This is a genomic window from Rathayibacter sp. PhB151 (assembly GCF_004366415.1).
In the GTDB taxonomy this organism is placed as follows: Bacteria; Actinomycetota; Actinomycetes; order Actinomycetales; family Microbacteriaceae; genus Rathayibacter; species Rathayibacter festucae.
In genome coordinates, this window is sequence record NZ_SOEN01000006.1 from 241,904 (window position 1) to 264,146 (window position 22,243).

A 22,243-nucleotide genomic window follows, 5' to 3' on the forward strand; every position below is an offset into this window, starting at 1 on the left:
GTCCACCGCTCGGCGACCGCGGGCGCGGATCGTCGGGTCGCTCCCTCCTCCACGACCGAGCCCGCGCGAGCGGCGCCGAGGCTGTCAGCGCACGCGCACCGACAGGCAGGTCACGCAGCCCTCGAGCTTCTCGAACTCCGAGATGTCGACCGTCACGACGCGGTAGCCGAGGTCGCGGAGCAGCTCCGCGCTCCGCGGCGCGGACGCCGCCATCAGCAGCGTGTCCGGGCCGAGCACGACCACGTGGGCGCCGCCCTCCTCCGGCATCGGCAGGAAGGAGGGGAAGAGCCGCGGCTCGTCGACGACGGACTCCCAGCCGATCACGGTGCCGTCCGGCAGAGCGGTGACGGCGCTCTTGAGGTGCAGGGCGCGGGTGAGCGGGACCGCGACGACGCTCAGGCCGAGCGGGCGGAGCAGCGCGCGCAGCTGCGCGACGCCCTCGGCGTTGGTGCGGCCGCCGCGGCCGACGTAGACGGTGGAGCCGACGCGGAGGACGTCGCCGCCCTCCAGGGTGCCGGGCGCCTCGATCCGGTGCACGATCAGGTCGAGGGCGCGGGCCGCCTCCTCCGCCCCGTCGACCTCGCCGCGGCGCGACTCGGCGCCCGGGCGGGTGAGGACCGCATGCCCGTCGACGACGAGCAGCGCGTCCTCGACGAAGACGGAGTCGGGCAGCTCGGGCGCCGTGGCGACCTGGACGGTCTCCCAGCCGGCCTCCTCGAGCGCGTCGACGTACTCCTCCCACTGCTGCAGCGCCTTCACCCGGTCGACGGGGACGCGCTCGAGGTGGGTGAGCTCGCCGGCGTCGAGGTCGTCCGCGGGCTGCCGGATGAGGGCGATGCGGCGCTCCGGACGGGCGGCGGCGGCCGAGGACTTCCGGGCGCGGGCAGGTGTCGATGCGACGGCGATGCGGTGGCCGAGGGTCGCGGCGGCGATCACGAAGGCGAGCAGGAAGACGAGGTTGAGCCCGCCGAAGGTCGCGACGATCGATCCCCAGACCTCCCCGGTGATCGGGGTGCCGCTCGCGCTCGCCTGCACGAGCGTCCCGAAGACGGCGCCGACGAGCCCCGCGACGAGTCCGGCGATCGCCGCCGTCCAGGCACGGGCGAGCAGTCCGGCCGCCGCGAGGACGAGCACCACCACGAAGGCGAGCACGCTCGAGAGCAGGAAGTAGGCGTTGACCTGCGGGATCGACGTCGGCGCCAGCTGGTTGCCGATGAAGAAGGCGAGCAGGTTGGCGAGGTGGGCCGCGACCGCCGTGGCCGCCGCGGCGGCGAGCGCCGTCAGCAGGCGCCGCCCCACGGTCGGGGCGGTGGTGGCGGTCGGAGCGGTGGGCGCGTTCAGCGTCGAGTCGGAGGGCACCCGGAGACCCTACGCGCCCGCACCCCTGCCGCTCCTGGCCGGACCCTCTCAGCCGTCTGAGAGCCGGGCCCCCGCGCCGCGGCGCGCCCCCTCCCCGAGTGCGCAGGAGTTGTCGTAGTCGACCCCCACTACGACAACTCCTGGCGAGCGGAGACGCCGGCCCGCGCCCGGAGCCCACCCACTCAGCACAAGTTGCGGTAGTCGCATCCCGCTACCGCAACTTCTCGCGAGTGGAGCACCCGGCCCGCACTCGCCGGACACCGACTCCGCGAAAGGTGCGGTACTCGCGCCCCGCTACCGCAACGTCCGCGGAGTGAAGCCGCCCGCCCGCCTCGCGCCGCCAGTACGCAGAAGTCGTCGTACCCGACGCCCCACTACGACAACTCCTGGAGAGCGGAGCGGCTGCTCCACGCTCGGAAGCCGTCGACTCAGCAGAAGTCGCGGTAGTCGCGCTCCGCTACCGCAACTTTTGGAGAGTGGCGGCGCGCACCGGGTCCGCTCCCCCGAAGACGCAGAAGTTGTCGCACTCGACGCCCGACTACGACAACTCCTGGAGAGCGGGGCGGCTCCTCCACGCTCGGAAGCCGTTCACTCCGCAGAAGTTGCGGTAGTCGCAGCCCACTACCGCAACTTCTGAGGAGTGGCGCGTGTCACGTCGAGACCCCGACTCCCGCAAGGGAGAGGGCGCTCGGCGGGGATCGCGTGCCAAGCTATTCCCGCGGCGGCCGACGCGACCCGCTCTGCGGAACGCACCACCCCAGGAGGCCGACCGCGCCACGCCGCGCAGGGAGCGGCGTGGAAGAAGGCGCCCACTGAGCGCCTGCGGCGCTCAGTGGAAGAAGTGCCGCTCCCCCGTCGTGTACATGGTGACGCCGGCGCGCTTCGCGGCCTCGATGACCTCGGGGTCGCGGACGGAGCCGCCGGGCTGGACGACGGCCTTCACGCCGGCGGCGAGGAGGACCTCGAGGCCGTCGGCGAAGGGGAAGAACGCGTCGGAGGCGGCGACGGAGCCGGGGGCGCGGTCGCCGGCGCGGGAGACCGCGAGGTGGCAGGAGTCGACGCGGTTGACCTGGCCCATGCCGACGCCGACGGAGGCGCCGCCCTTGGCGAGCAGGATCGCGTTGGACTTGACGGCGCGGCAAGCCTTCCAGGCGAACTCGAGGTCGAGCATCGTGTCCGCGTCGGCGGGCTCGCCGGCGACGAGCTCCCAGCCGGAGCTGACCTCGCCGGGGCCGCCGACGAAGCGGTCGGGCTCCTGCAGCAGGATGCCGCCGGAGATCTGCTTGAACTCGGTCTCGACGGGGGCGTAGAAGTCGGGGAGCTGCAGGAGGCGCAGGTTCTTCTTGGTCTTCAGCACCTCGAGGGCCTCGGGCTCGAAGCCGGGGGCGACGAGGACCTCGGTGAAGATCTCCTTCACCGTCTCGGCCATGGCGAGGGTGACGGTCCGGTTCGCCGCGATGACGCCGCCGAAGGCGGACACCGGGTCGCACTCGTGGGCGCGGCGGTGCGCGGACGCGATCGGGTCGATCGCCTTCGCGCCGGCGATCGCGATGCCGCACGGGTTGGCGTGCTTGATGATCGCGACGGCGGGGAGGACGAAGTCGTAGGCCGCGCGGACGGCCGCGTCGGCGTCGACGAAGTTGTTGTACGACATCTCCTTGCCGTGCAGCTGGCGCGCCTGGGCGATACCGGTGCCGTCGGGCGAGACGTAGAGCGCGGCCTTCTGGTGCGAGTTCTCGCCGTAGCGGAGCACCTGCTGCCGGGTGCCGCGGATCTCGACCGATCCGGGGAACTCGGACTCGCCGCCCGCCTCCTGCCCGGCGAACCAGGCGGCGACGGCGGAGTCGTAGGAGGCGGTGTGCGCGAAGGCGCGCGCGGCGAGCGTCCGGCGGGCGGCGAGGGTGGTGCCGCCGGTGCCGAGAGCGGCGACGATGCCGGCGTAGTCGGCCGGATCGACGACGATCGCCACATTCGCGTGGTTCTTCGCCGAGGCGCGGACGAGCGCGGGGCCGCCGATGTCGATGTTCTCGACCACGGTCGGCGCGTCGGCGCCGCCGGCGACGGTCTCGCGGAACGGGTACAGGTTCACCACGACGAGCTCGAACGGCGCGATCTCGAGCTGCTCGAGCTGCTCCCGGTGCGAGGCGAGGCGCACGTCGGCGAGGATGCCCGCGTGCACGCCGGGGTGCAGGGTCTTCACCCGGCCGTCGAGCGACTCGGGGAAGCCGGTCACGGCCGAGACGTCGGTGACCGAGTGGCCTGCGTCGCGGATGGTCGCGGCGGTCGAGCCGGTGGAGACCAGCTCGACGCCGGCGCCGGCCAGCGCCGAGGCGAGCTCGAGCAGTCCGGTCTTGTCGCTGACCGAGATCAGCGCCCGGCGGACGGGGACGACGTCGCGGTCGTCGTAGCTGCTGGGGTCGTGTGCGGTGATGCTCATGCGCGGGCGAGCTCCTCGAGATCGACGTTTCCGTGGGCGATGTCGAGCACCGTCTGCACCAGCAGGCGACGCTCGATGGTCTTGATGCGCTCGTGCAGCGCGTGCTCGCTCTCGCCGGGGAGCACGGCGAGGCTCTCCTGGGCGATGACCGGGCCGGTGTCGACGCCGGTGTCGATGACGTGCACCGTCACTCCGGTCTCGGTGGCGCCAGCGGCGAGGGCGTCGCGCACGGCGTGCGCGCCGGGGAAGAGCGGCAGCAGGGCGGGGTGCGTGTTGATCATCCGCGGGCTGAGGGCGTCGACGACGACGGGCGGCAGAATCCGCATGAAGCCGGCGCAGACGACGAGGTCGGGCTGCCAGCCCTGGATCTGCTCGAGCAGCTCCGCGCCCCAGGCGTCGCGGGAGGCGAAGGCGCCGGGCGTCACGGTGAAGGAGGGGACGTCGTGCGCCTCGGCGTGGCGCAGGCCGTCGGCGTCGGTGTCGCTGCCGACCGCCACGACGCGGGCGGGGAAGCGGTCGTCGCGCGTCGCCTCGAGCAGCGCGCGGAGATTGGAGCCACCGCCGGAGATGAGGACGACCAACTTCAGCACTGCGCAAGTCTAGGGGGACGCCTCCGCGGCGACCACCGGCGGTCGGGCCCGGCGGTCAGGCCCGGCGGATGCGGCCGGCGGCCAGTCCGAGACCCGCGGCGAGCGCCAGCTCGAGCGCCGCGAACGCGCCGACGAGCAGCGGATCGGGCCCGACCTGGACGAGGCGCCCCGGCCCGGCGGCTCCGGCCGAGAACCAGGCGAGCAGCCCGAGCAGCAGACCGCCGACCACACCGATGCCGCCTGCCGCGGCCGCACCCCAGCGCAGCAGTGACCGCCCGTCGAGCCCGTCGACGACCTCCGCGCGCAGCCGCCAGCCGGCGAGGAAGCCGGCGAGCAGCGGCACCAGCAGGCCGAGGAAGGCGAAGGCGAGCTCGCCCTGCGGCAGCGCCGCGAGCACCGGGATCGAGGGGATCGGGCCGAGGAGGGTCCCAGCGGGTGCGACGGACGAGCCGGCGCCGAGGGCGAAGCCAGGCCCGATCAGCCAGCTCGCCGCCCAGATCACCAGGTTCGGGAGGATCGCCAGCTGCCCGAGCGTCAGCACCAGGCCGCCGAGGGCCTCACCGCCGAGACCCTCGTAGAGCGCGACGACGGCGGCGTAGTCGGCGACCAGCAGCACCGCGACGAGCACGCCGGCGACCCCGATCACGCCGGCCGCCGCGAGCGTGCCGCCGCGCAGCGAGGCGAGGACGAGCGGCGCGGCCGGCTCGGGCAGGCGGTGCAGCGTCCGGTCGGCGAAGTCGCCGATCGGGTCGCGCTCGCCGCTCCTGGCCGAGTGGGTCGCGGCTCCGATCACCACGCCGAGTCCGAAGACGAGCGGCGGGAGCAGCGTGCCCTGCAGGACGTCGATCCGGGCGACGTCGGTGGTCGCGCCGAGGGTGACCAGCAGCGCGACGAGGAGGTAGGTGGCGATCGCCGAGCCGATCCCGAGGAGGCGGTAGGGCGACTCCTGCGCGCGGCGGCCCGTGCGGGCGCCCAGCAGGATCGCGAGGAGCGCGAACGCGAGCGGCGCGATCGTGATCGCGAAGGGCTGCCCGCCGTCCGGGAGTCCGAGCGCCAGCGGGGAGTCGGGGGCGAAGGCGGCCTGCAGATCCGCGCCGTGGCCGAGCAGCCAGGCGTCCGCGGCGACGCGCCAGAAGACGCTCCAGTCGACCGCCGTGTCGTACTGGACGGCCCAGAGGATCGTCAGCGGCACGAGCGGGATCGCGAGCCCGATCAGCGCCGAGAGCGCGGCGTCGAAGGCGGCGAGGAGTGCGACGGTGATCCGGTTCATGAGCCTGTCGAGCCTATCGGCGGCCCCGCCCGCGACCGCTCAGCGACGCCCCGGACGAGCGGCGACCGACCAGCGTCGGAAGCAACTCGACCAGCATGCACCGCCGCGCCATGCTGATCGAGTAGCCCGCGCAGCGGGCGTATCGAGATCCACCTGCGTCACCGGAGCAGCCGTCCCCTAGGGTCGAGCCGTGACGACCAGCGCCTCCCGCACCGAGCGCGGACTCGACCGACTGGTCAACTTCACCGATGCGACGGTCGCCATCGCGATCACGTTCCTCGTGCTGCCCCTCGTCGACGTCGTCGAGGAGGGCGGTGCGACCGACCTCGGCGCGCTGCTCGCCGGCCACTACGGCACCCTCTCGGCGTTCTTCATCACCTTCGCCGTGATCGGGCGCCTGTGGCTGGTGCACCACGCGGTCTTCGAGGGCGTGGCCCGCTACTCCCCCGCTCTGGTCGCGGTGAACTTCGTCTGGCTCGCGGCGATCGTGCTGCTGCCCTTCGCGGCGAATCTGCTGTCGAACGTCTTCGCCACCGACCCGAGCGTGTTCGCGCTCTACATCGGCACCATGATCGTCGCGAGCACCGCGACCCTGGCGATGCAGCTGATCCTGCGCCGAGACCCCGCCCTCCTCGTGCCCGGCACGGACCCGCTCCGCTCGCTCTCGCGCTCGCTGATCGTGATCGCGCTGCTGGCCGTCGCGCTCGTGCTCGCCGTCACCCTCCCGAGCGTCAACATGTTCGCGCTGCTGCTGCTGCTGCTCTCCGGCCCGATCGAGCGCCTGGTGCACCGCGGGCACGCGCCCGAGCGGCACCGCCCGGCGCGCACCGAGCGGGGCCTGGATCGCCTGGTCAACTTCTCCGACGCGACCGTGGCGATCGCGATCACGATCCTGGTGCTCCCGCTGGTCCAACTCGCTCCCGAGATCGGCCGCGACGGCGGCGGCGTGGGCGAGGTCCTCGGCCAGCACCTCGACTCGGTGCTCGCCTTCGCGCTCTCCTTCACGCTGATCGCGGTGTTCTGGATGCCGCACCACCGGGTCTTCGAGCTGGCCGGCGACTACGACGCCGGGCTGGTCTGGCTCGATCTGCTCTGGCTGGTCGCGATCGCGTTCTTCCCGTTCTCGACGAGCGCCATCGCCCTGCTGCCCGACTCGCGCGCGACGACCGGCCTCTACATCGGCACGATGGTCGTGGTCAGCGGGGCGCTGCTGCTGATCGAGCTGCGGCTGCGGCGCCGACCGCACCTGCTGCGGGAGGGCGTCGGGCCGATCCGGCTCGCTCCCGCCGTCGTCCCGTTCGCGCTCCTCGTGCTCGCCCTCGCGCTCGCACTGCTCGTGCCCTCGGTCGGGCTCTGGTGGCTGCTGCTGCTGATCGCGCAGCGCCCGCTCACGCTGCTCCTGCTGCGCCGCAGCTAGGCGGCGGGCGTCCAGCCCAGCCGCGGCGCGATCTCCGCGGCGATCGTCCGCAGGATGCGCCGGTGCGACTCGACCCCGCCGACCGCGGGCAGTGTGACCGTGAGCGAGTCCGCCTCCGCCAGCGCGGGGTCGGCCGCGAGCGAGGCGACGATCTCGTCGGCCGTGCCGAGATGCAGCGGGCTGAAGCGCATCGGCGCCGCGATGATCGAGCGGTCGGCGGTGCGCGGCCGGCCGTCGTCGTCCATCCGCGCGAGGTAGCCCTCGATGAAGGGGCGGTGCGCCTCCTCGTCGGCGGGGCCGGTCAGCGGCAGCACGATGCGCCCCGCCGTGACCCGCGAGGTGCGCCCGGGGTGCGCGGCGGCGAAGGCCTCGCGGTAGGCGCGGATCTGCGCGGCCTGCTGCTCCGCGAACGACAGCCCGGTCTCCTCCGTGTTCAGCGTGGAGACCTGGAGGTGCATGCCCTGCTCGCCGGCGCGGACCGCGGAGGCGGTGGTGCCGGCGCCGTACCAGAGCCGGTCGGCCAGACCGGGCGCGTGCGGCTGCTGCACGAGCGGATCGCCGACCGGCACCGACATCAGCGCGGACTCCGCGATGCCGAGCACCGAGCCCGAGAGCGCGTCGCGCAGGCGCTCGATCCGCTCCTGCGCCTCGGCGCGGAACTCCCGCTCGGCCTGCCCGAAGACGCCGTCGAAGACCGAGGCGAGGTGCGCGAAGCCGCTGCTCACGCCGAGGTCGAGCCGGCCACCGGAGAGCAGGTCCACAGTGGCCGCGTCCTCGGCGAGGCGGACGGGCGACTCGTAGCGCGCGCCGATCACCGCGGTGCCCAGGCGCAGCTGTCGGGTCCGCTGCGAGGCGGCGGCGAAGAAGGTCATCGGCGAGGCGAGGAAGCGCTCGAAGTGCCGCACCCGCACCCAGCCGGTGTCGTAGCCGAGCTCCTCCGCGAGCTCGAAGAGCGCGAGGCCGTCCTCGAGGCTGCGCGCCGCGTCACCCGGCTGCTCGGGGCCCTCCGGGTAGGGCACGAAGGTCAGGAAGTCGAGTCCGAGGCGGCGGGTCACCCCTGCACGCTACCGCCGCCGGGGCCCGCGACGACCGACGGGACCCCCTGCCGAGGCAGAGGATCCCGTCCGATCGTGTCCCGCGGCGCGCGCGGGACGGGGGTGCGCTACAGCGCCGCGTAGACCTCGCGGAGCAGGTCGGCCGTCTCGGAGGGCGTCTTGCCCACCCGGACGCCGGCGGCCTCGAGGGCCTCCTTCTTCGCCTGCGCGGTGCCCGCGGAGCCGGAGACGATGGCGCCGGCGTGGCCCATGGTCTTGCCCTCGGGAGCGGTGAAGCCCGCGACGTAGCCGACGACCGGCTTGGTGACGTTCGCCTTGATGAAGTCGGCCGCGCGCTCCTCGGCGTCGCCGCCGATCTCGCCGATCATGACGATCGCCTTGGTCTCGGGGTCGGCCTCGAACGCCGCGAGGGCGTCGATGTGCGTGGTGCCGATGATCGGGTCGCCGCCGATGCCGATGGCGGTCGAGAAGCCCAGATCGCGCAGCTCGTACATCATCTGGTAGGTCAGCGTGCCCGACTTGGAGACGAGGCCGATCGGGCCCTTGCCGGTGATCGTCGCGGGGGTGATGCCCACGAGCGACTCGCCCGGCGTGATGATGCCGGGGCAGTTCGGGCCGATGATCCGGGTCTTGTTGCCCTTCTCCTGCGCGTAGGCCCAGAACTCGGCCGAGTCCTGCACCGGGATGCCCTCGGTGATGACGACGAGGAGGCCGATCTCGGCGTCGATCGCCTCGATGACGGCGTCCTTCGAGAAGGCGGGCGGGACGAACGCGATCGACACGTCGGCGCCGGTGGCCTCGATGGCCTCCTTGACGGTGCCGAAGACGGGCAGCTCGACGTCGCCGTGCGTGACGGTCGTGCCGGCCTTGCGGGCGTTGACGCCGCCGACGACGTTCGTGCCGGCCTTGAGCATCAGCGCGGTGTGCTTCGTGCCCTCGCCGCCGGTGATGCCCTGGACGATGACCTTGGAGTCCTTGTTGAGGAAGATCGACATGCTTGTTCTCTGATTCCTTGAGTCGAGGGGGTCGTTACGCGGCGGCGAGTGCGGCGGCCTTGTCGGCGCCCTCGTCCATCGTCGCGGCCAGGGTGATGAGCGGGTTGGCGGCGGCCTCGAGGATCGCGCGGCCCTCCTCCACCTTGTTGCCGTCGAGGCGCACGACGAGCGGCTTGGTCGCCGAGTCGCCGAGGATCTCGAGGGCCTGCAGGATGCCGTTGGCGACCGCGTCGCAGGCGGTGATGCCGCCGAAGACGTTGACGAAGACGCTCTTGACCTGCTCGTCGCCGAGGATCACGTCGAGGCCGTTCGCCATCACCTGGGCGGAGGCTCCGCCGCCGATGTCGAGGAAGTTGGCCGGCTTCACGCCCTTGTGCTTCTCGCCGGCGTAGGCGACGACGTCGAGCGTGGACATGACCAGGCCCGCGCCGTTGCCGATGATGCCGACCTCGCCGTCGAGCTTCACGTAGTTGAGGTCGTTCTCCTTGGCCTTGGCCTCGAGCGGGTCGGCCGCGTCCTTGTCCTCCAGCGCGGCGTGCTCGGGGTGGCGGAAGCCGGCGTTCTCGTCGATCGAGACCTTGCCGTCGAGCGCGACGATGTCGCCCTCCTCGGTGAGCACGAGCGGGTTGACCTCGACGAGCGTCGCGTCCTCGCCGGTGTAGACGTCGTAGAGCTTGACGAGCACGGGGGCGACCTTGGCGATCAGCTCCTCCGGGAACTTCGCCGCGCGGGCGATCTCCTCGGCCTTGGCCTGGTCGATGCCCTGGCCGGGGACGACCTCGACGCGCGCGAGCGCCTCGGGGCGCTCGACGGCGAGCTGCTCGATCTCCATGCCGCCCTCGTAGGAGGTGAGCGAGAGGTAGGAGCGGTTCGCCCGGTCGAGCAGGACCGAGAAGTAGAACTCGCGGTCGATGCGGGCGCCACCGGCGACCATGACGCGCTTGACGACGTGGCCCTTGATGTCCAGGCCGAGGATCGACTTCGCCGCCTCGAACGCGTCGTCCGCGGTCTTCGCGACCTTCACGCCGCCCGCCTTGCCGCGGCCGCCGATCTTGACCTGCGCCTTGACGACGGTGACGCCGCCCAGCTTCTCCGCCGCGGCGCGCACCTCCTCCGGCGTGTCGGCGATGATGCCGGGGAGCACGGGCACGCCGTACTTCTCGAACAGATCACGGGCCTGGTATTCGAAGAGATCCACGCTGCATTCCCATTCCGCGCCGAGCGCGCTTGCGTTCCGAGTCCGAGGTCGGCCCACGGCGCCGGCGGTCCGTGCTGTCCGGATCCGCGCTGGTGGTCCGCTGCGCTGTCCGGAGTCTCGGCACGGTTCTGTGTCGGCACTCTTCCTGGGCCGCGCCAACTCTACTCCGGACCCCGCGGGCGCTTCCTGCGCCGGGGGGCGCACAGCCGCGGACTGTGGAGAGGTGGCCGGAACGCGCAGTGGGGAGGGACCTGCCCCGCGTACCGTGGAGGGATGCCGCTGCGCGCACCCGCCGACCGCGACGTCTTCCGCGAGGGCGTCTTCCTCGTCGCGGGCGCGCGCGCCATCCTCCTGCAGATCGCGCACCCCGCGGTCGGCGCCGGCGTCGCCGAGCACTCCGACTTCGTCCACCGCGCGCTCGGCCGGCTGTTCGGCACCCTCTCCTACCTCTACGCGCTCCAGTTCGGCAGCCCCGAGGACGTCCGCTCGGTCCAGCGCCGGGTGAACCGCGCGCACGCGCCGGTCCGCGGCCCCGGCTACACCGCGTTCGATCCGGAGCTCCAGCGCTGGGTCGCCGCGACGATCACCCAGTCGATGCTCCAGCTCCACGAGGGCGCCTTCGGCCCGCTCGGCCGCGAGGAGGCCGACGAGATCGTGCACCGCTCCCGCGTCGTCGGCACGGCGCTGCAGATGCCCGAGGAGCTCTGGCCCGACTCCCGGGCGGCCTTCGACGCCTACTGGGAGCGGGAGCTCGCCCGGCTCGAGGTCACGCCCGCCGCGCGCCGCGTCGCGCACGACCTGCTCGACGGCGGGATCGCCGCCTGGTGGCTGCGCCCGGTCGGCCCCTACCTGAGGCTGATGACGGCGGGCCTCCTGCCACCGGAGCTCCGCGCGCCGTTCGGCTTCCGCTGGAGCGCACGGCAGCAGAGGCGGTTCGACCGGGCGCTCGCCCGCACCTTCGCCGTCTACCGCGTCCTGCCGACCGCGGTGCGCACGGCCCCGAGCAGGTTCTTCCTGGCCCGGGTGCGCGCCGAGTCCGACCGGAGTCTCAGAAGCCGGCCGTGATCGTCCAGCCCGCGTAGGCGGCGAGCTCCAGCCCGAGCGCCTGCGCCGCGGCGCGCGCCTCGTCCTGCCCGCGCTCGTCGCGGACGTCGACGCTGATCGGCACGCTGTCGCCGAAGCCCGCGACCGAGACCCGCGCGCTGGTCGGTCCGCTGTAGAGCGGGACGTGCGCGTCCGCGGTGCGCGCGCCGACCACCCGCGAGCCGGTCGCCTCCGCGATCACGGCCAGCGCGAACGGCGCCGTCGCGATCGTCTCGGTGTAGAGCGTGGCCTCCCCGCGCATGAGCGCCTCCTCCGTCGTCGCCTCGACTGTACGGGCGGCAATGCTCGGGTGCAGGCCCTTGCCTCCGGCGCGATCCGCTCCCTCGCCGACGGCCGCCACCGGCCTGCCGCCGCGCTGCCGCAGAGGGAGGGCACGCTGAGCATCCGATGCGCAGCGCTTGAACGGCGCCCCCGGCGGATCTACCGTGAAGCACCCGGCGAACGCGCCGCGGCGGTCAACGACGACTGGAGCCCCGATGAGCATCACCGAACCGCGCACCACCGAGGCACCCGCCGCACCCCCGCCCACAGCCGGGTTCGGCAGCGTCTCGGTCGCGGCGATCCTGGCGGAGGCGGCCCGCCGCACGCCGACGACGATCGCGGTCCGGGTCGGCCCGCAGGCGATCGACTACGGCACCCTCTGGGAGCAGACCCGCACCTACGCCGGAGCTCTCCGCGCTCAGGGCATCGGCCCCGGCGACCGGGTCGCCCTGCTGATCCCCAACGTCCCCGACTTCCCGCGCGGCTACTTCGCCGTCCTCGCCTTAGGCGCCGTCGTGGTGCCGGTGCACGCGCTGCTCAAGCACGACGAGATCGCCTACGTGCTGCGCGACTCCGGAGCGACCGCTCTGGTCTGCGCCGCCCCGCTGCTGGCCGAGGGCGCCGCCGGAGCGGCCCTGGCCGACGTCCCCGTGCTGAGCGTGCTGGTGCCCGACGGCACCGAGAGCCCCTTCCCCCGCCTCGAGGACCTCGCCGCCGACGCGACGCCGATCGACACCTACGTGCCGCGCTCGCCGTTCGACACCGCGACGATCCTCTACACCAGCGGCACCACCGGCCGGCCCAAGGGCGCCGAGGGCACGCACTTCGCGATCGTCTCGCAGTCCGACGTGCTGCTGATGAACACCTTCGACCTGCACCAGGGCGACGTGGTGCTCGGCGCGCTGCCGCTCTTCCACACGTTCGGCCAGGTCTGCGCGATGAACACGGCGTTCCGCACCGCCGCGACCGTGGTGCTCGTGCCCAAGTTCGACGGCGACGCCGCGCTCGAGGCGATGATCGCGCACGAGTGCACCGTGTTCGAGGGCGTCCCGACGATGTACGTCGCGCTGCTCGACGCCGCGACCCGCCGCGAGGACCGCCCACCGCTGCGCTACGCGGTCTCCGGAGGAGCGGCCCTGCCCGTCGCCGTGATCGAGCGCTTCCGCGAGGTGTTCGGCGTCGAGATCTACGAGGGCTACGGCCTCACCGAGACGTCCCCCGTCGCCACCTTCAACCACGTCGGCGTCCCGCCGCGCGCCGGCACCGTCGGCACGCCGATCTGGGGCGTGGACGTCGAGGTCGCCAGCCCCGAGGTCGTCGACCGGATCGAGCTGCTCCCCCGGGGCGAGCTCGGCGAGATCGTGGTCCGCGGCCACAACCTGATGAAGGGCTATCTCGGCAACCCGGAGGCGTCCGCCGCCGCGGTCGTCGACGGCTGGTTCCGCACCGGCGACCTCGGCACCAAGGACGACGAGGACTACATCCGCATCCTCGACCGGACCAAGGACATGATCATCCGCAACGGCTACAACGTGTACCCGCGCGAGGTCGAGGAGGTCCTGATCGGGCACGCGGCCGTGGCCAACGCCGCCGTGTTCGGCGTCCCCGACGAGAAGCACGGCCAGGAGATCATGGCCGCCGTCGTGCTGCTGCCCTCGGCGACGGCGACCGCGGAGGAGCTGATCGCCTACGCGAACGAGCACCTCGCCGCCTTCAAGTTCCCCCGCCGCATCGAGCTCGTCGACGCTCTCCCCCTCGGCCCGAGCGGCAAGATCCTCAAGCGCGAGCTCGTCGCCCAGTACTCCTGACCCCGGCCCGGGTCCGCCCCTCCCCGCGAGATGCCAGTTGTGCACGCCTTTCCCGGCGTGTCGCGTACGCAAGTGGCATCTCGCGGGGGCGGGCGTCCTTCGGATGCCGCCCTATTCGGGGGACACGGAGGAGGGGTCTCGTGGGGCATGCTGAGGCGTCCCGCCGCGCCACCAGGAAGAAACGTCGATGAGCCCCCGCCACCCGCACCTCCCGCCCGATCTGCCGGGTCGCGCCCGCCGGAACGCCCGCTCCGCCGATCCGCGTTCCGCCGTCCGCCGGCGGGCGGCCGCCCTGCCCGCCCTCCTCCGGTCCGCGGGTCGGCCGCAGGACAGCGTTCCCGCCGGCCCCGTCTCCGCGGACCGCAGCCCGTCCGGGCGCCGGCCGCTGCGGGCGGGATCGCTGCGGCTCACCCGCCTCCGCCTCACGCCGCTGCAGTGGACCGTCGGCGGCGTCACCCTCTTCTTCGCACTGGTCGGCTGGCTGACGGGAGGCCCCGGCGCGGCCCTCGTCGTGATCGCCCTCGTCGTCCTCGTCACCGCTGCGTACGGCGCACTCCTGCGCCGCCCGACCTGGCTCGGACTGCCGCGCCGCCGCCGGACGTCCGCGACGGCCGGCGGGGCGGCGATGCTCGCCCTGATCGTCGGCCTGTCGGCGTTTGGATCGACGGCGGCCCCGGCGCCCACGGACGACCAGGCCGTGGCGTCCGGGACCGAGAGCCCGGCGTCGTTCGCCGCCGCTCCGACCCGCACGACCACGCCGGCGCCCACCCGCACGCCGACGCCGACCCCGACCGTCGTGATCACGACCGAGCAGGTCACCGAGACCGCTCCCATCGCCCGCTCCTCGCGCACCGAGGACGACCCGAGCGCCGCGCAGGGCACGAGCACCGTCGTCGCCGGCGTCGACGGCGTGCTCACCCGCACATTCGAGGTCGTCAAGCACGACGGCGTCGAGGTCTCCCGCGCGCAGCTCTCGGAGGCGGTCACCACTCCCGCCGTCGACGACGTCACCCGCGTCGGCACACTGGTCCCGGCCCCCGCCCCCGCCCCGGTCGCCGCGGCAGCCGACGCCGGCTGCCACTCCAGCTACGCCGGCGAGTGCGTCCCGATCGCCTCCGACGGCGACTGCGCCTCCGGAAAGGGCGACGGCCCCGTCTACATCCAGGGCCCGGTCACGGTCGTCGGCCCCGACAGCTACCGCCTCGACAACGACGGCGACGGCATCGCCTGCGACAAGTAGCCCTCCCCTGCCGCGAGATGCCACTTGTGCACGCGACACGCCGTGTCGAGCGTGCACAAGTGGCATCTCGCGGAGGGGTCAGCTCAGGAGGGTCCAGACGAGTGAGGCGAGCGCGGCGCCGACCACGGCGCCCGCGATCACCTGCGCCGGCGTGTGGGCGCCGAGGCGCACGCGCGACCAGCCGGTCCAGAGCGCGATCGGCACGGTGATCAGCAGCGACCACGGGCCGTAGGCGATCAGCACCACCACCGCGCAGGTCGCGACGACCGCGGCGTGCCCCGACAGCTTCCAGCCGAGGTTGACGATCCCGATCACCGTGAGCACCGCCACCGTCACCACGCCGAACGTCGTCACCGCGGCCGGCGCGCCGAGCACGGCGAGCAGCACGAGCCCGACCACGATCGAGACCAGCGCGAGCCCGATCGGCAGGGCCCGCTCACGGCGGTCCGGCACGTGGTGATCGCCGCGGATCCGCCCCGCGCGCATCAGCAGCCGCACGACGAGGTACGGCAGCACGCCGACGAAGAGCGCGGCGAGCGCTCCCCAGGCCACCCCGAGCAGCGGCGGGTCCGCGACCCGCGCACCCACGATCAGCGGGACGACCATCGCCAGCACCGGCGGCGCGAACGCCTCCGTCGCCACCCGCGCCGCGAGCGGCCCGCCTCCGCTCGTCGCGGTGTCGGCCGCAGGGCCCCTGAAGCGGCTCACGACTCGTCGACCGGCACGGGGCATTCCGACCGGCTCAGATCTTCTCGATGGGCGCGACCTTGATCAGCAGCTTCTTGGCGCCGACCTGGTCGAAGAGCACGTGCGCGACCCGCTTGCTGCCCTCGCCGGTGACCGCGTTCACGCGGCCCTCGCCGAAGTCGGTGTGCCGGATGCGGTCGCCCGCGATCAGCTCGAGGTCGCCGTTGTCGCGCACCATCCCGGTGATCCGGTTGGGGAACTCGCCCTTCGCCTTCGGCGCCGCGGCGAGCGCCTGGCGGAACTCGGTGTTCGACTTCGAGCGGCCGAACCCGGGCCGCTGCGCGTTCAGCGCCCGCGGCTGGGTGCCGCCGCGGGAGGTCGCCGCCCCCGGCGACTGGCGCCACTCGATCAGCTCGGCCGGGATCTCCTGGAGGAACCGGCTCGGCATCGCGACCGAGGTCTCGCCGTACCGCGCGCGGGTCATCGCGAGCGAGAGGTAGAGCCGCTTCCGCGCGCGGGTGATGCCCACGTAGAACAGCCGCCGCTCCTCCGCCGGACCGCCCGGCTCGTTCGCCGAGATGCGGTGCGGGAGCAGGTCCTCCTCGATGCCGGTGAGGAACACCGCGTCGTACTCGAGCCCCTTCGCGGTGTGCAGGGTCATCAGCGACACGGTCCCGGAGTCGTCGTCGAGGTCGTCCGCCGCGGCGACCAGCGACACCTCGGTGAGGAAGTCGACCAGGCCGCCGTCGGGGTTGTTGCGCGCGAACTCCTTCGTCACGGCGATCAGCTCGTCGACGTTCTCGGCGCGCGCCTCGTCCTGCGGGTCGCGGCTGGCGCGGAGCATGTCGATGTAGCCGCTGCGGGAGAGCAGGGCCGACAGCACCTCGTGCACCTTCGCCTCGCCCTCTGGCCGCGCCGGGTCGAGCATCAGGGCGCACTCGTCGAGCAGCGTCGCGAGATCGACGATCGCCTTCGTCACCTTCGGTCCCATGCCCAGCGACCCGGCGTTGCGCATCGCCTCGCGCAGCGTCACCGCGTTGGTGTCCGCGAAGGACTGCAGCTGCGCCTCCGTCGCCGGGCCGATGCCGCGCTTGGGCGTGTTCATGATCCGCCGCAGCGCCAGCACGTCGGCGGGGTTCGCGACGGTGATCAGGTAGGCGAGTGCGTCCTTGATCTCGGCGCGCTCGTAGAACTTGGTGCCGCCGAGGATCCGGTACGGCAGCGCCGAGCGGATGAAGATCTCCTCCAGCGCGCGGGTCTGCGCGTTGGTGCGGTAGAACACCGCGATCTCGTCGTAGCCGGTGCCGGCCGCGTGGATCCGGGCGATCTCGTCGACAACGAACTGCGCCTCGTCGTGGCCGGAGTACCCGGTATAGCCGATGATCTTCTCGCCCTCGCCGCTGGCCGACCAGAGGTTCTTCGCACGGCGGTCGAAGTTGTTCGAGATGACGGCGTTCGCGGCCGAGAGGATGTTCTGGGTGGAGCGGTAGTTCTGCTCGAGCAGGATCACGCGGCAGCCCGGGAAGTCGCGCTCGAACTCGACGATGTTGCGGATGTCCGCCCCGCGGAACGCGTAGATCGACTGATCGGAGTCGCCCACGACGGTGAGCGAGGCCCCGGGGATCGAGCCGTCGGCCGTCACCGGGCCGCGGTACGGCCGGTCGAAGGCGGCCGCCGCGATCGTGGCCGGCGGAACGGCCCGGGTCAGCTCGTGGATCAGCGAGTACTGCGCGTGGTTCGTGTCCTGGTACTCGTCGACCATCACGTGCCGGAAGCGGCGCTGGTACTTCGCCGCGACGTGCGGGAACGCGCGGAAGAGGTAGACCGTCTGCGCGATCAGGTCGTCGAAGTCGAAGGCGTTCGCGCTCTCGAGGGCGCGCGAGTAGGCGCGGAAGACCTGGAGGAACATCTCCTCGTTCGGGTCGCTCATGTTCGCGGTCCGCGCGTAGGAGTCGACGTCGGCGAGCTCGTTCTTGAGCTTGGAGATCTTCGATGAGGCGCTGGCGACCGTGATGCCGAGCGAGTCCGCCTCGAGGTCCTTCACGATCCGCTTGAGCAGCGCCCGCTGGTCGCCCGAGTCGTAGATGGTGAACGACGAGGTCATCCCGAAGTTCTCGGCCTCGCGCCGCAGGATCCGCACGCAGGCGGAGTGGAACGTCGAGATCCACATGCCCTCGGCCGCCTGGCCGACGATCTTCTCGACGCGCTCGCGCATCTCGGCGGCCGCCTTGTTGGTGAAGGTGATCGCGAGGATCTGGCTGGGCCAGGCCTCGCCGCTGCCGAGCAGGCTCGCGATGCGCCGCGTCAGCACGCTGGTCTTGCCCGAGCCGGCGCCCGCGACGATGAGCAGCGCGTCGCCGCGGTACTCGACCGCCTCGCGCTGCTGCGGGTTGAGACCCGCCACGAGGCGCTCGTGCTCGGGGTCGGTGCGCGCGGAGTCGCCGGAGGGCCCGCCGGGCGCGCCGACGATGACCGGGGTGGCGCGGGAATCGCTCGGATCGAAGAGGAGGCTCATGTCCCTCCGAGTGTAGATCGCGCCTCCGACACCCCGCCGCGGGACGCCACCCGGTCGGGCCCCGCCGGGCTCAGGCGGCGCGCGGCCGCCGCACGGGCGCGGAGAGCGGCCCGCCGATGTCGAGCCCGCGCCAGGCCAGCGCGAAGCCGACCACCGCGACCGTGGAGGTCGCCACCGCGAGCACCTGCAGCAGCACGAACGCTGTGAGGTCCTTGGTGTCGTCCGGGTAGTACTGGATGCCCTGCACGGCGAGCGCCCCGAGCGTCAGCACGAGCACGATCGAGCAGACCAGCAGCACCCGCAGCACCGCCCGGCGCGGCGGCTTCCGCGGCGCCCGCCCCACCTGCGCCCGCGTCGACAGCCAGGCGCAGGCCAGGGAGGCGGAGGCGAGACCGACCAGATCGGCGCCCAGCACATCGCTCGCGCGGTGCCAGGAGGCGGCCATCGTCAGATTCCCGACCAGCACCACCACGGCGCCTCCGATCGCCAGCACGACCGTGCGCCCGCGTCCCGGAACGACCATCGCCAGCGCGAAGACCACCGACACCGCCGCCGCGGTGTGCCCGCTCGGGAAGCTGCCGCCGGTGTACCAGGAGTCGGTCTCGACGAGCAGCGGCCGCTCGAGCACCACGTTCTTCAGCAGCTGCGTCAGCCCGGCCGTGACCACGATCGAGCCGACGGAGGCGAGCGCCAGCGCCGGACGCCGGCGGATCAGCGCGATCGCCGCGACCAGCAGCGCACCGCCGATCATCGACACCGGGGTGACGTCGGCGAGCGCGCCCGCCGCCGTGCCGGTGGCCCGGCCGAAGACCAGATCGGCGCCGCGCAGCCCGGAGTTCTCGGCCGCCTGCCCCTGCGGGGTGAGCACGGCGAGTCCGTAGACCACGGCGACCCCGAGTGCGGCGAGCACGGCGAACACGATCCAGCGGCGGGTGATGCGGGCGCGGGTCTTCACGGTCGGGCTCCTCTCGGGATGCGCGGGGCGGGGTCGGTCGGCACCGGCGGGAGGCGCCGGGCGGCGGGGTCGTCGGCCCGATGATGCCAGCGGAGGCTCCCGGTCGCCTGCGCACTCGCCGGGCCGCGCGATCGGGATCAGCCGGCGGACCCCGCCCAGGCGTCGTCCTCGGCCGCGCGCGCCTCGATCGCCAGGTCCGGCTGGTCCGCGAACACCCCGTCGATCCCGGTGCGCAGGATCGCGCGGAACTCGTCCTGCCAGGCGCCGTACGCCTCCGGCTCGCGGCCGATCCGGTGCACCTTCTCGAGGAAGCGGTTCTCGGCGCGCAGCGTCCAGGTGTACACCTGCAGCCCGACCGCGTGCGCGTCGGCGACCAGCGAGTTCGTCCCCACGGCCCGCCCGGCGCCGTCCCGCCCGAAGAGCATGCTCTTGTCGACGCTGACGCCGTCGACCGTCCCGGCGAGACCGCGCAGGCCCGCGGGAGTGACGAAGTCGGCGTAGGGGGTCGCCCGGGAGCCGTGGGCGGCGGTGAGATCGGGCGGGGTGCCGCGCGACTCGATCAGGTAGACGCGCCGGGTGCCCACTCCGCGGACCGCGAGGCGCTCGAGGACGGTCTTCTCGAAGCTCTCGATCGTGAGGCGCGGATCGGTCCGCGCCCAGCCCGCCGCGGCCAGCTCCTGCTCGAGGAGCACGTCCAGCGGCAGACCCAGCGCATCGAAGTACGTGGCGTGCTTGATCTCGGCGACGAGCCCCGGAGGCGACGGGGGCGACTCCTCCCCCGCCCGGTCGAGCAGGGCGAGGAGATCGCTGAAGCGCAGGATCGGGAACTGCCCGTCGAAGGTGGCGCTCGAGGCGCGGACGGCCGGCAGCCGCTCCCGCGCGCGGAGCGTCGACAGCTCGGCCCAGGTGAAGTCCTCGGTGAACCAGCCCGAGATCTCCTTGCCGTCGACGCGCTTCGTCGTGCGACGTTGCGCGAACTCGGGGCGACGTTCCACGTCAGTCGTGCCGGAGATCTCGTTCTCGTGCCGGAGCACCAGCACCCCGTCGCGCGAGGCGACGAGATCCGGCTCGACAGCGTCGGCACCGAGCGCGATCGCGAGCTCATAGGCCGATCTGGTGTGCTCCGGGCGGTAGCCGCTGGCCCCGCGGTGACCGATGACGAGCGGGACGGGACGGGTCGGCATGCGGCGATCCTACGGGCGGCGGCAGGCGACTCCGGGCGGAACCGGGGCTCCCGCGAAGGGAATAGCCAGACTCTGAGAGATGTTCTCAGATACTGTGGACCTACCGCCTGCGGCCCGAGAGGGCGGCCGGTGGATCCCGCAGTCACAGCGACTCAGCTCCGCGAGTCCCGACGGATCCGTCCGTCACCGTCGAGCGCACCTGAGAGAAGAGGAACCATGGCAAGCAACAACCCGGCGTTCGGTCGTCCGGAGTTCAGCAACCGGGGCTACGCCGGCCGCGTGCAGGACGTCCCGGACGTGTCGCCCGGCACGCTCGACCAGATGTACAACCGTCCGGCCGCGGGCTCGGCCGACACCAACCGGATGACCGTCGAGGACACCCTCGCGAAGACGGCACTCGCCTTCGTCGTGCTCCTCGCGGGTGCCGCGGTGGGCTGGTTCGTCCCCGGGCTGATGCTGCCGGCCGTGCTGGTCGCGCTGGTCCTCGGCATCGTCAACGCCTTCAAGAAGGTGCCGTCGCCGGCTCTGATCCTCGGCTATGCCGCGACCCAGGGCATCGGAGTCGGCGCGATCTCGCGCTTCTTCGAGAGCGCCTACGAGGGTGCGGTCGTCCAGGCCCTGCTCGCGACCGTCGTCGTGATCGGCGTCACCCTGGCGCTGTTCATGAACGGCAAGATCCGCACCTCGCCGAAGCTGAACAAGATCTTCTTCATCGGCATGATCAGCTACGCGGTCTTCTCGCTGGTCAACCTCGGCCTCGGCCTGTTCGGCGTCGGCGGCGGCTTCGGTCTCCGCACCGGCTTCATCGGCATCGTGATCGGCCTCATCGCCATCGCGCTCGCCACCTACTCCCTCGTGATGGACTTCGAGTTCATCCAGCAGGGCGTCCGCAACGGCGCCCCGCGCATCTACGGCTGGACGGGCGCCTACGGCATCCTCGTCACCGTCGTCTGGATGTACCTCGAGCTGCTGCGACTGATCTCGATCTTCCGCCAGTAGTCACGTCCGCTCCGGAGCGATCCGGACCGGCCCGACGGGCGCTCGACCTCACCGGTCGGGCGCCCGTCCGTCGTTCTGCGGCCGGGCCGCGCAGCCCCGCCCGCCGCTTTTGAGACGATGGAGGAATGATGGCCGCCGCTCCGACCCGCATCGTCGGCCTCGATGTGGCCCGCGGTCTCGCCGTGCTCGGGATGCTCGCGGCGCACCTCGCACCCGCCGAGCGCGAGATGATCTGGGACGGCCGCAGCGCCGTCCTCTTCGCCGTCCTCGCGGGCGTCTCGATCGGCCTGATGTCCGGCGGAGCGACGCGCTCGACCCGTCCGCTCCTGGACACCGCGTCGATCCTCCTGCGCGGCCTCTACCTGCTCGTGATCGGCGTGGGGCTGAACCTGCTCGGCACGCCGATCGCGGTGATCCTGCCGCACTACGGCCTGATGTTCGTCGTCGCGGCGCTGCTGATGTTCCTGCCGCGAGCGGTGCTCGCCGTCCTCGCCGCCGTCTTCGCGACCGGCGGCCCCCTGCTCGTCGACCGGATCGTCACCACCGGGAACGACTGGATCGCGACGCTCTCCCCCGAGGACGCCCTGCTCGCGCGGATGCCGCTCACCTGGCTGACGCAGTACTACCCCGTGCCCTCCTGGCTCGCCTACGTGATGCTCGGGCTGCTGGTCGCGCGCTGCGACATCCGCTCGGCCACGACGCAGCGCCGGCTCGTGATCGGCGGTGCGGTCGCCGCGGTCCTCGGCTACGGTGTCGGCCTCGCCCTCGGCGGGCCGGAGAGCGTCGAGGCGCACTCGAGCACCACCGCCGAGATCGTCGGCGCCGGCGGCCTCGCGGCCGTCGCGATCGGAGCGCTCACCGCGCTCGCCGCGCGCCTCGCCGTCGTCCGCGCGGTCACCGCGCCGCTCGCCGCGGTGGGGGCCATGCCACTCACGGTCTACTCCGTGCAGCTCGTCGCGCTGGCGGTGTACCTGATCCCGTTCGAGCCGTTCGACTTCGCCGCCTGGCAGAGCTGGACGCTGCTCGCGTCCTTCACCGTCGTCGCGGTGTTCGGCGCCCTGCTCTGGCGTCGCTTCGTCGGCCAGGGGCCGCTGGAGTGGCTGGTCGCGCGGGCGTCGCTCCGGCCGCGCACCCGGGCCGCTCGGCCGGCGCTCGGCTAGGGTGATCCG

At 72.9% G+C, this 22,243-nt stretch carries 18 protein-coding genes; 6 read left to right on the plus strand and 12 right to left on the minus strand.

Annotated elements, in window-relative coordinates; all coding sequences use genetic code 11:
- Positions 1-84: 84 nt before the first annotated feature.
- From ddaH to EDF35_RS01765, 4 genes are all read right to left on the minus strand, one after another.
- A complete protein-coding gene (gene ddaH, locus EDF35_RS21360; protein WP_279587512.1) occupies positions 85-1,359 on the minus strand; it encodes a dimethylargininase in 1,275 nt (424 codons plus the stop codon).
- Between the two features lie 829 nt (positions 1,360-2,188).
- Positions 2,189-3,796 (minus strand): bifunctional phosphoribosylaminoimidazolecarboxamide formyltransferase/IMP cyclohydrolase, encoded by a 1,608-nt coding sequence (gene purH / locus EDF35_RS01755; protein WP_133960569.1) that lies wholly within the window; start codon positions 3,794-3,796, stop codon positions 2,189-2,191.
- Entirely contained in the window at positions 3,793-4,386 is a 594-nt protein-coding gene (gene purN, locus EDF35_RS01760) for a phosphoribosylglycinamide formyltransferase (protein WP_123702188.1), read from the minus strand. Before purN ends, purH begins: the two co-directional genes overlap by 4 nt.
- Positions 4,387-4,441: 55 nt before the next feature.
- Positions 4,442-5,656 (minus strand): DUF6350 family protein, encoded by a 1,215-nt coding sequence (locus tag EDF35_RS01765; RefSeq protein WP_133960570.1) that lies wholly within the window; start codon positions 5,654-5,656, stop codon positions 4,442-4,444.
- A gap of 190 nt (positions 5,657-5,846) precedes the next feature.
- Here EDF35_RS01765 and EDF35_RS20600 point away from each other — a divergent pair, with 190 nt between their 5' ends.
- Positions 5,847-7,073 carry a TMEM175 family protein gene (locus EDF35_RS20600; protein WP_166673978.1) on the plus strand — a complete coding sequence of 409 codons (1,227 nt, stop codon included), beginning with the start codon at positions 5,847-5,849 and terminating at the stop codon, positions 7,071-7,073.
- On the opposite strand, the gene EDF35_RS01775 is transcribed toward EDF35_RS20600, so the two are convergent.
- From EDF35_RS01775 to sucC, 3 genes are all read right to left on the minus strand, one after another.
- The gene (locus tag EDF35_RS01775) at positions 7,070-8,128 is read right to left on the minus strand and encodes an LLM class flavin-dependent oxidoreductase (RefSeq protein ID WP_123702182.1); all 1,059 of its coding nucleotides are present in this window, start codon (positions 8,126-8,128) and stop codon (positions 7,070-7,072) included. The two genes, EDF35_RS20600 and EDF35_RS01775, sit on opposite strands and share 4 nt — an antisense overlap.
- A gap of 107 nt (positions 8,129-8,235) precedes the next feature.
- Positions 8,236-9,123: a succinate--CoA ligase subunit alpha gene (gene sucD / locus EDF35_RS01780; protein WP_123445113.1), complete on the minus strand. Its 888-nt coding sequence runs from the start codon at positions 9,121-9,123 to the stop codon at positions 8,236-8,238.
- Positions 9,124-9,157: 34 nt separating this feature from the next.
- A complete protein-coding gene (sucC, locus tag EDF35_RS01785; RefSeq protein ID WP_123702180.1) occupies positions 9,158-10,321 on the minus strand; it encodes an ADP-forming succinate--CoA ligase subunit beta in 1,164 nt (387 codons plus the stop codon).
- Positions 10,322-10,594: 273 nt separating this feature from the next.
- On the opposite strand from sucC, the gene EDF35_RS01790 reads away from it, so the two are divergent.
- Entirely contained in the window at positions 10,595-11,386 is a 792-nt protein-coding gene (locus EDF35_RS01790) for an oxygenase MpaB family protein (RefSeq protein ID WP_133960571.1), read from the plus strand.
- Here EDF35_RS01790 and EDF35_RS01795 read toward each other — a convergent pair.
- Positions 11,370-11,666 carry a hypothetical protein gene (locus EDF35_RS01795; RefSeq protein ID WP_123702176.1) on the minus strand — a complete coding sequence of 99 codons (297 nt, stop codon included), beginning with the start codon at positions 11,664-11,666 and terminating at the stop codon, positions 11,370-11,372. The two genes, EDF35_RS01790 and EDF35_RS01795, sit on opposite strands and share 17 nt — an antisense overlap.
- Before the next feature lie 235 nt (positions 11,667-11,901).
- Between EDF35_RS01795 and EDF35_RS01800 the strand changes: the two genes are divergently transcribed.
- A complete protein-coding gene (locus EDF35_RS01800) occupies positions 11,902-13,494 on the plus strand; it encodes a long-chain fatty acid--CoA ligase (protein ID WP_133960572.1) in 1,593 nt (530 codons plus the stop codon).
- A 187-nt stretch (positions 13,495-13,681) separates the two neighbouring features.
- Positions 13,682-14,734, plus strand: coding sequence for a G5 domain-containing protein (locus EDF35_RS21115; RefSeq protein WP_243839816.1), 1,053 nt, complete (start codon positions 13,682-13,684; stop codon positions 14,732-14,734).
- A gap of 78 nt (positions 14,735-14,812) precedes the next feature.
- Here EDF35_RS21115 and EDF35_RS01810 read toward each other — a convergent pair whose 3' ends face one another.
- The 4 genes from EDF35_RS01810 to EDF35_RS01825 all read right to left on the minus strand — a co-directional run bounded on the left by EDF35_RS01810 (position 14,813) and on the right by EDF35_RS01825 (position 20,075).
- Complete coding sequence (locus EDF35_RS01810) at positions 14,813-15,442, minus strand: phosphatase PAP2 family protein (RefSeq protein ID WP_133960573.1); 630 nt, start codon at positions 15,440-15,442, stop codon at positions 14,813-14,815.
- A 34-nt stretch (positions 15,443-15,476) separates the two neighbouring features.
- Positions 15,477-17,936, minus strand: coding sequence for a UvrD-helicase domain-containing protein (locus tag EDF35_RS01815; protein ID WP_133960574.1), 2,460 nt, complete (start codon positions 17,934-17,936; stop codon positions 15,477-15,479).
- Between the two features lie 70 nt (positions 17,937-18,006).
- Positions 18,007-18,891 carry a phosphatase PAP2 family protein gene (locus EDF35_RS01820; protein ID WP_133960575.1) on the minus strand — a complete coding sequence of 295 codons (885 nt, stop codon included), beginning with the start codon at positions 18,889-18,891 and terminating at the stop codon, positions 18,007-18,009.
- Positions 18,892-19,028: 137 nt separating this feature from the next.
- A complete protein-coding gene (locus EDF35_RS01825) occupies positions 19,029-20,075 on the minus strand; it encodes a glycerophosphodiester phosphodiesterase family protein (protein WP_133960576.1) in 1,047 nt (348 codons plus the stop codon).
- A gap of 216 nt (positions 20,076-20,291) precedes the next feature.
- Here EDF35_RS01825 and EDF35_RS01830 point away from each other — a divergent pair, with 216 nt between their 5' ends.
- Together EDF35_RS01830 and EDF35_RS01835 are read left to right on the plus strand one after the other, a co-directional pair.
- The gene (locus tag EDF35_RS01830) at positions 20,292-21,074 is read left to right on the plus strand and encodes a Bax inhibitor-1/YccA family protein (RefSeq protein ID WP_123702166.1); all 783 of its coding nucleotides are present in this window, start codon (positions 20,292-20,294) and stop codon (positions 21,072-21,074) included.
- 125 nt (positions 21,075-21,199) lie between these two features.
- The gene (locus tag EDF35_RS01835; protein WP_133960577.1) at positions 21,200-22,234 is read left to right on the plus strand and encodes a DUF418 domain-containing protein; all 1,035 of its coding nucleotides are present in this window, start codon (positions 21,200-21,202) and stop codon (positions 22,232-22,234) included.
- Positions 22,235-22,243 lie beyond the last annotated feature (9 nt).

Coding starts and splice junctions, on each gene's coding strand:
- purH (WP_133960569.1), bottom strand. CDS start 3,796: ATGAGCATCACCGCACACGACCCCAGCAGCTACGACGACCGCGACGTC.
- EDF35_RS01765 (WP_133960570.1), bottom strand. CDS start 5,656: ATGAACCGGATCACCGTCGCACTCCTCGCCGCCTTCGACGCCGCGCTC.
- sucD (WP_123445113.1), bottom strand. CDS start 9,123: ATGTCGATCTTCCTCAACAAGGACTCCAAGGTCATCGTCCAGGGCATC.
- EDF35_RS01790 (WP_133960571.1), top strand. CDS start 10,595: ATGCCGCTGCGCGCACCCGCCGACCGCGACGTCTTCCGCGAGGGCGTC.
- EDF35_RS01795 (WP_123702176.1), bottom strand. CDS start 11,666: ATGCGCGGGGAGGCCACGCTCTACACCGAGACGATCGCGACGGCGCCG.
- EDF35_RS01800 (WP_133960572.1), top strand. CDS start 11,902: ATGAGCATCACCGAACCGCGCACCACCGAGGCACCCGCCGCACCCCCG.
- EDF35_RS21115 (WP_243839816.1), top strand. CDS start 13,682: ATGAGCCCCCGCCACCCGCACCTCCCGCCCGATCTGCCGGGTCGCGCC.
- EDF35_RS01815 (WP_133960574.1), bottom strand. CDS start 17,936: ATGAGCCTCCTCTTCGATCCGAGCGATTCCCGCGCCACCCCGGTCATC.
- EDF35_RS01825 (WP_133960576.1), bottom strand. CDS start 20,075: ATGCCGACCCGTCCCGTCCCGCTCGTCATCGGTCACCGCGGGGCCAGC.
- EDF35_RS01830 (WP_123702166.1), top strand. CDS start 20,292: ATGGCAAGCAACAACCCGGCGTTCGGTCGTCCGGAGTTCAGCAACCGG.
- EDF35_RS01835 (WP_133960577.1), top strand. CDS start 21,200: ATGATGGCCGCCGCTCCGACCCGCATCGTCGGCCTCGATGTGGCCCGC.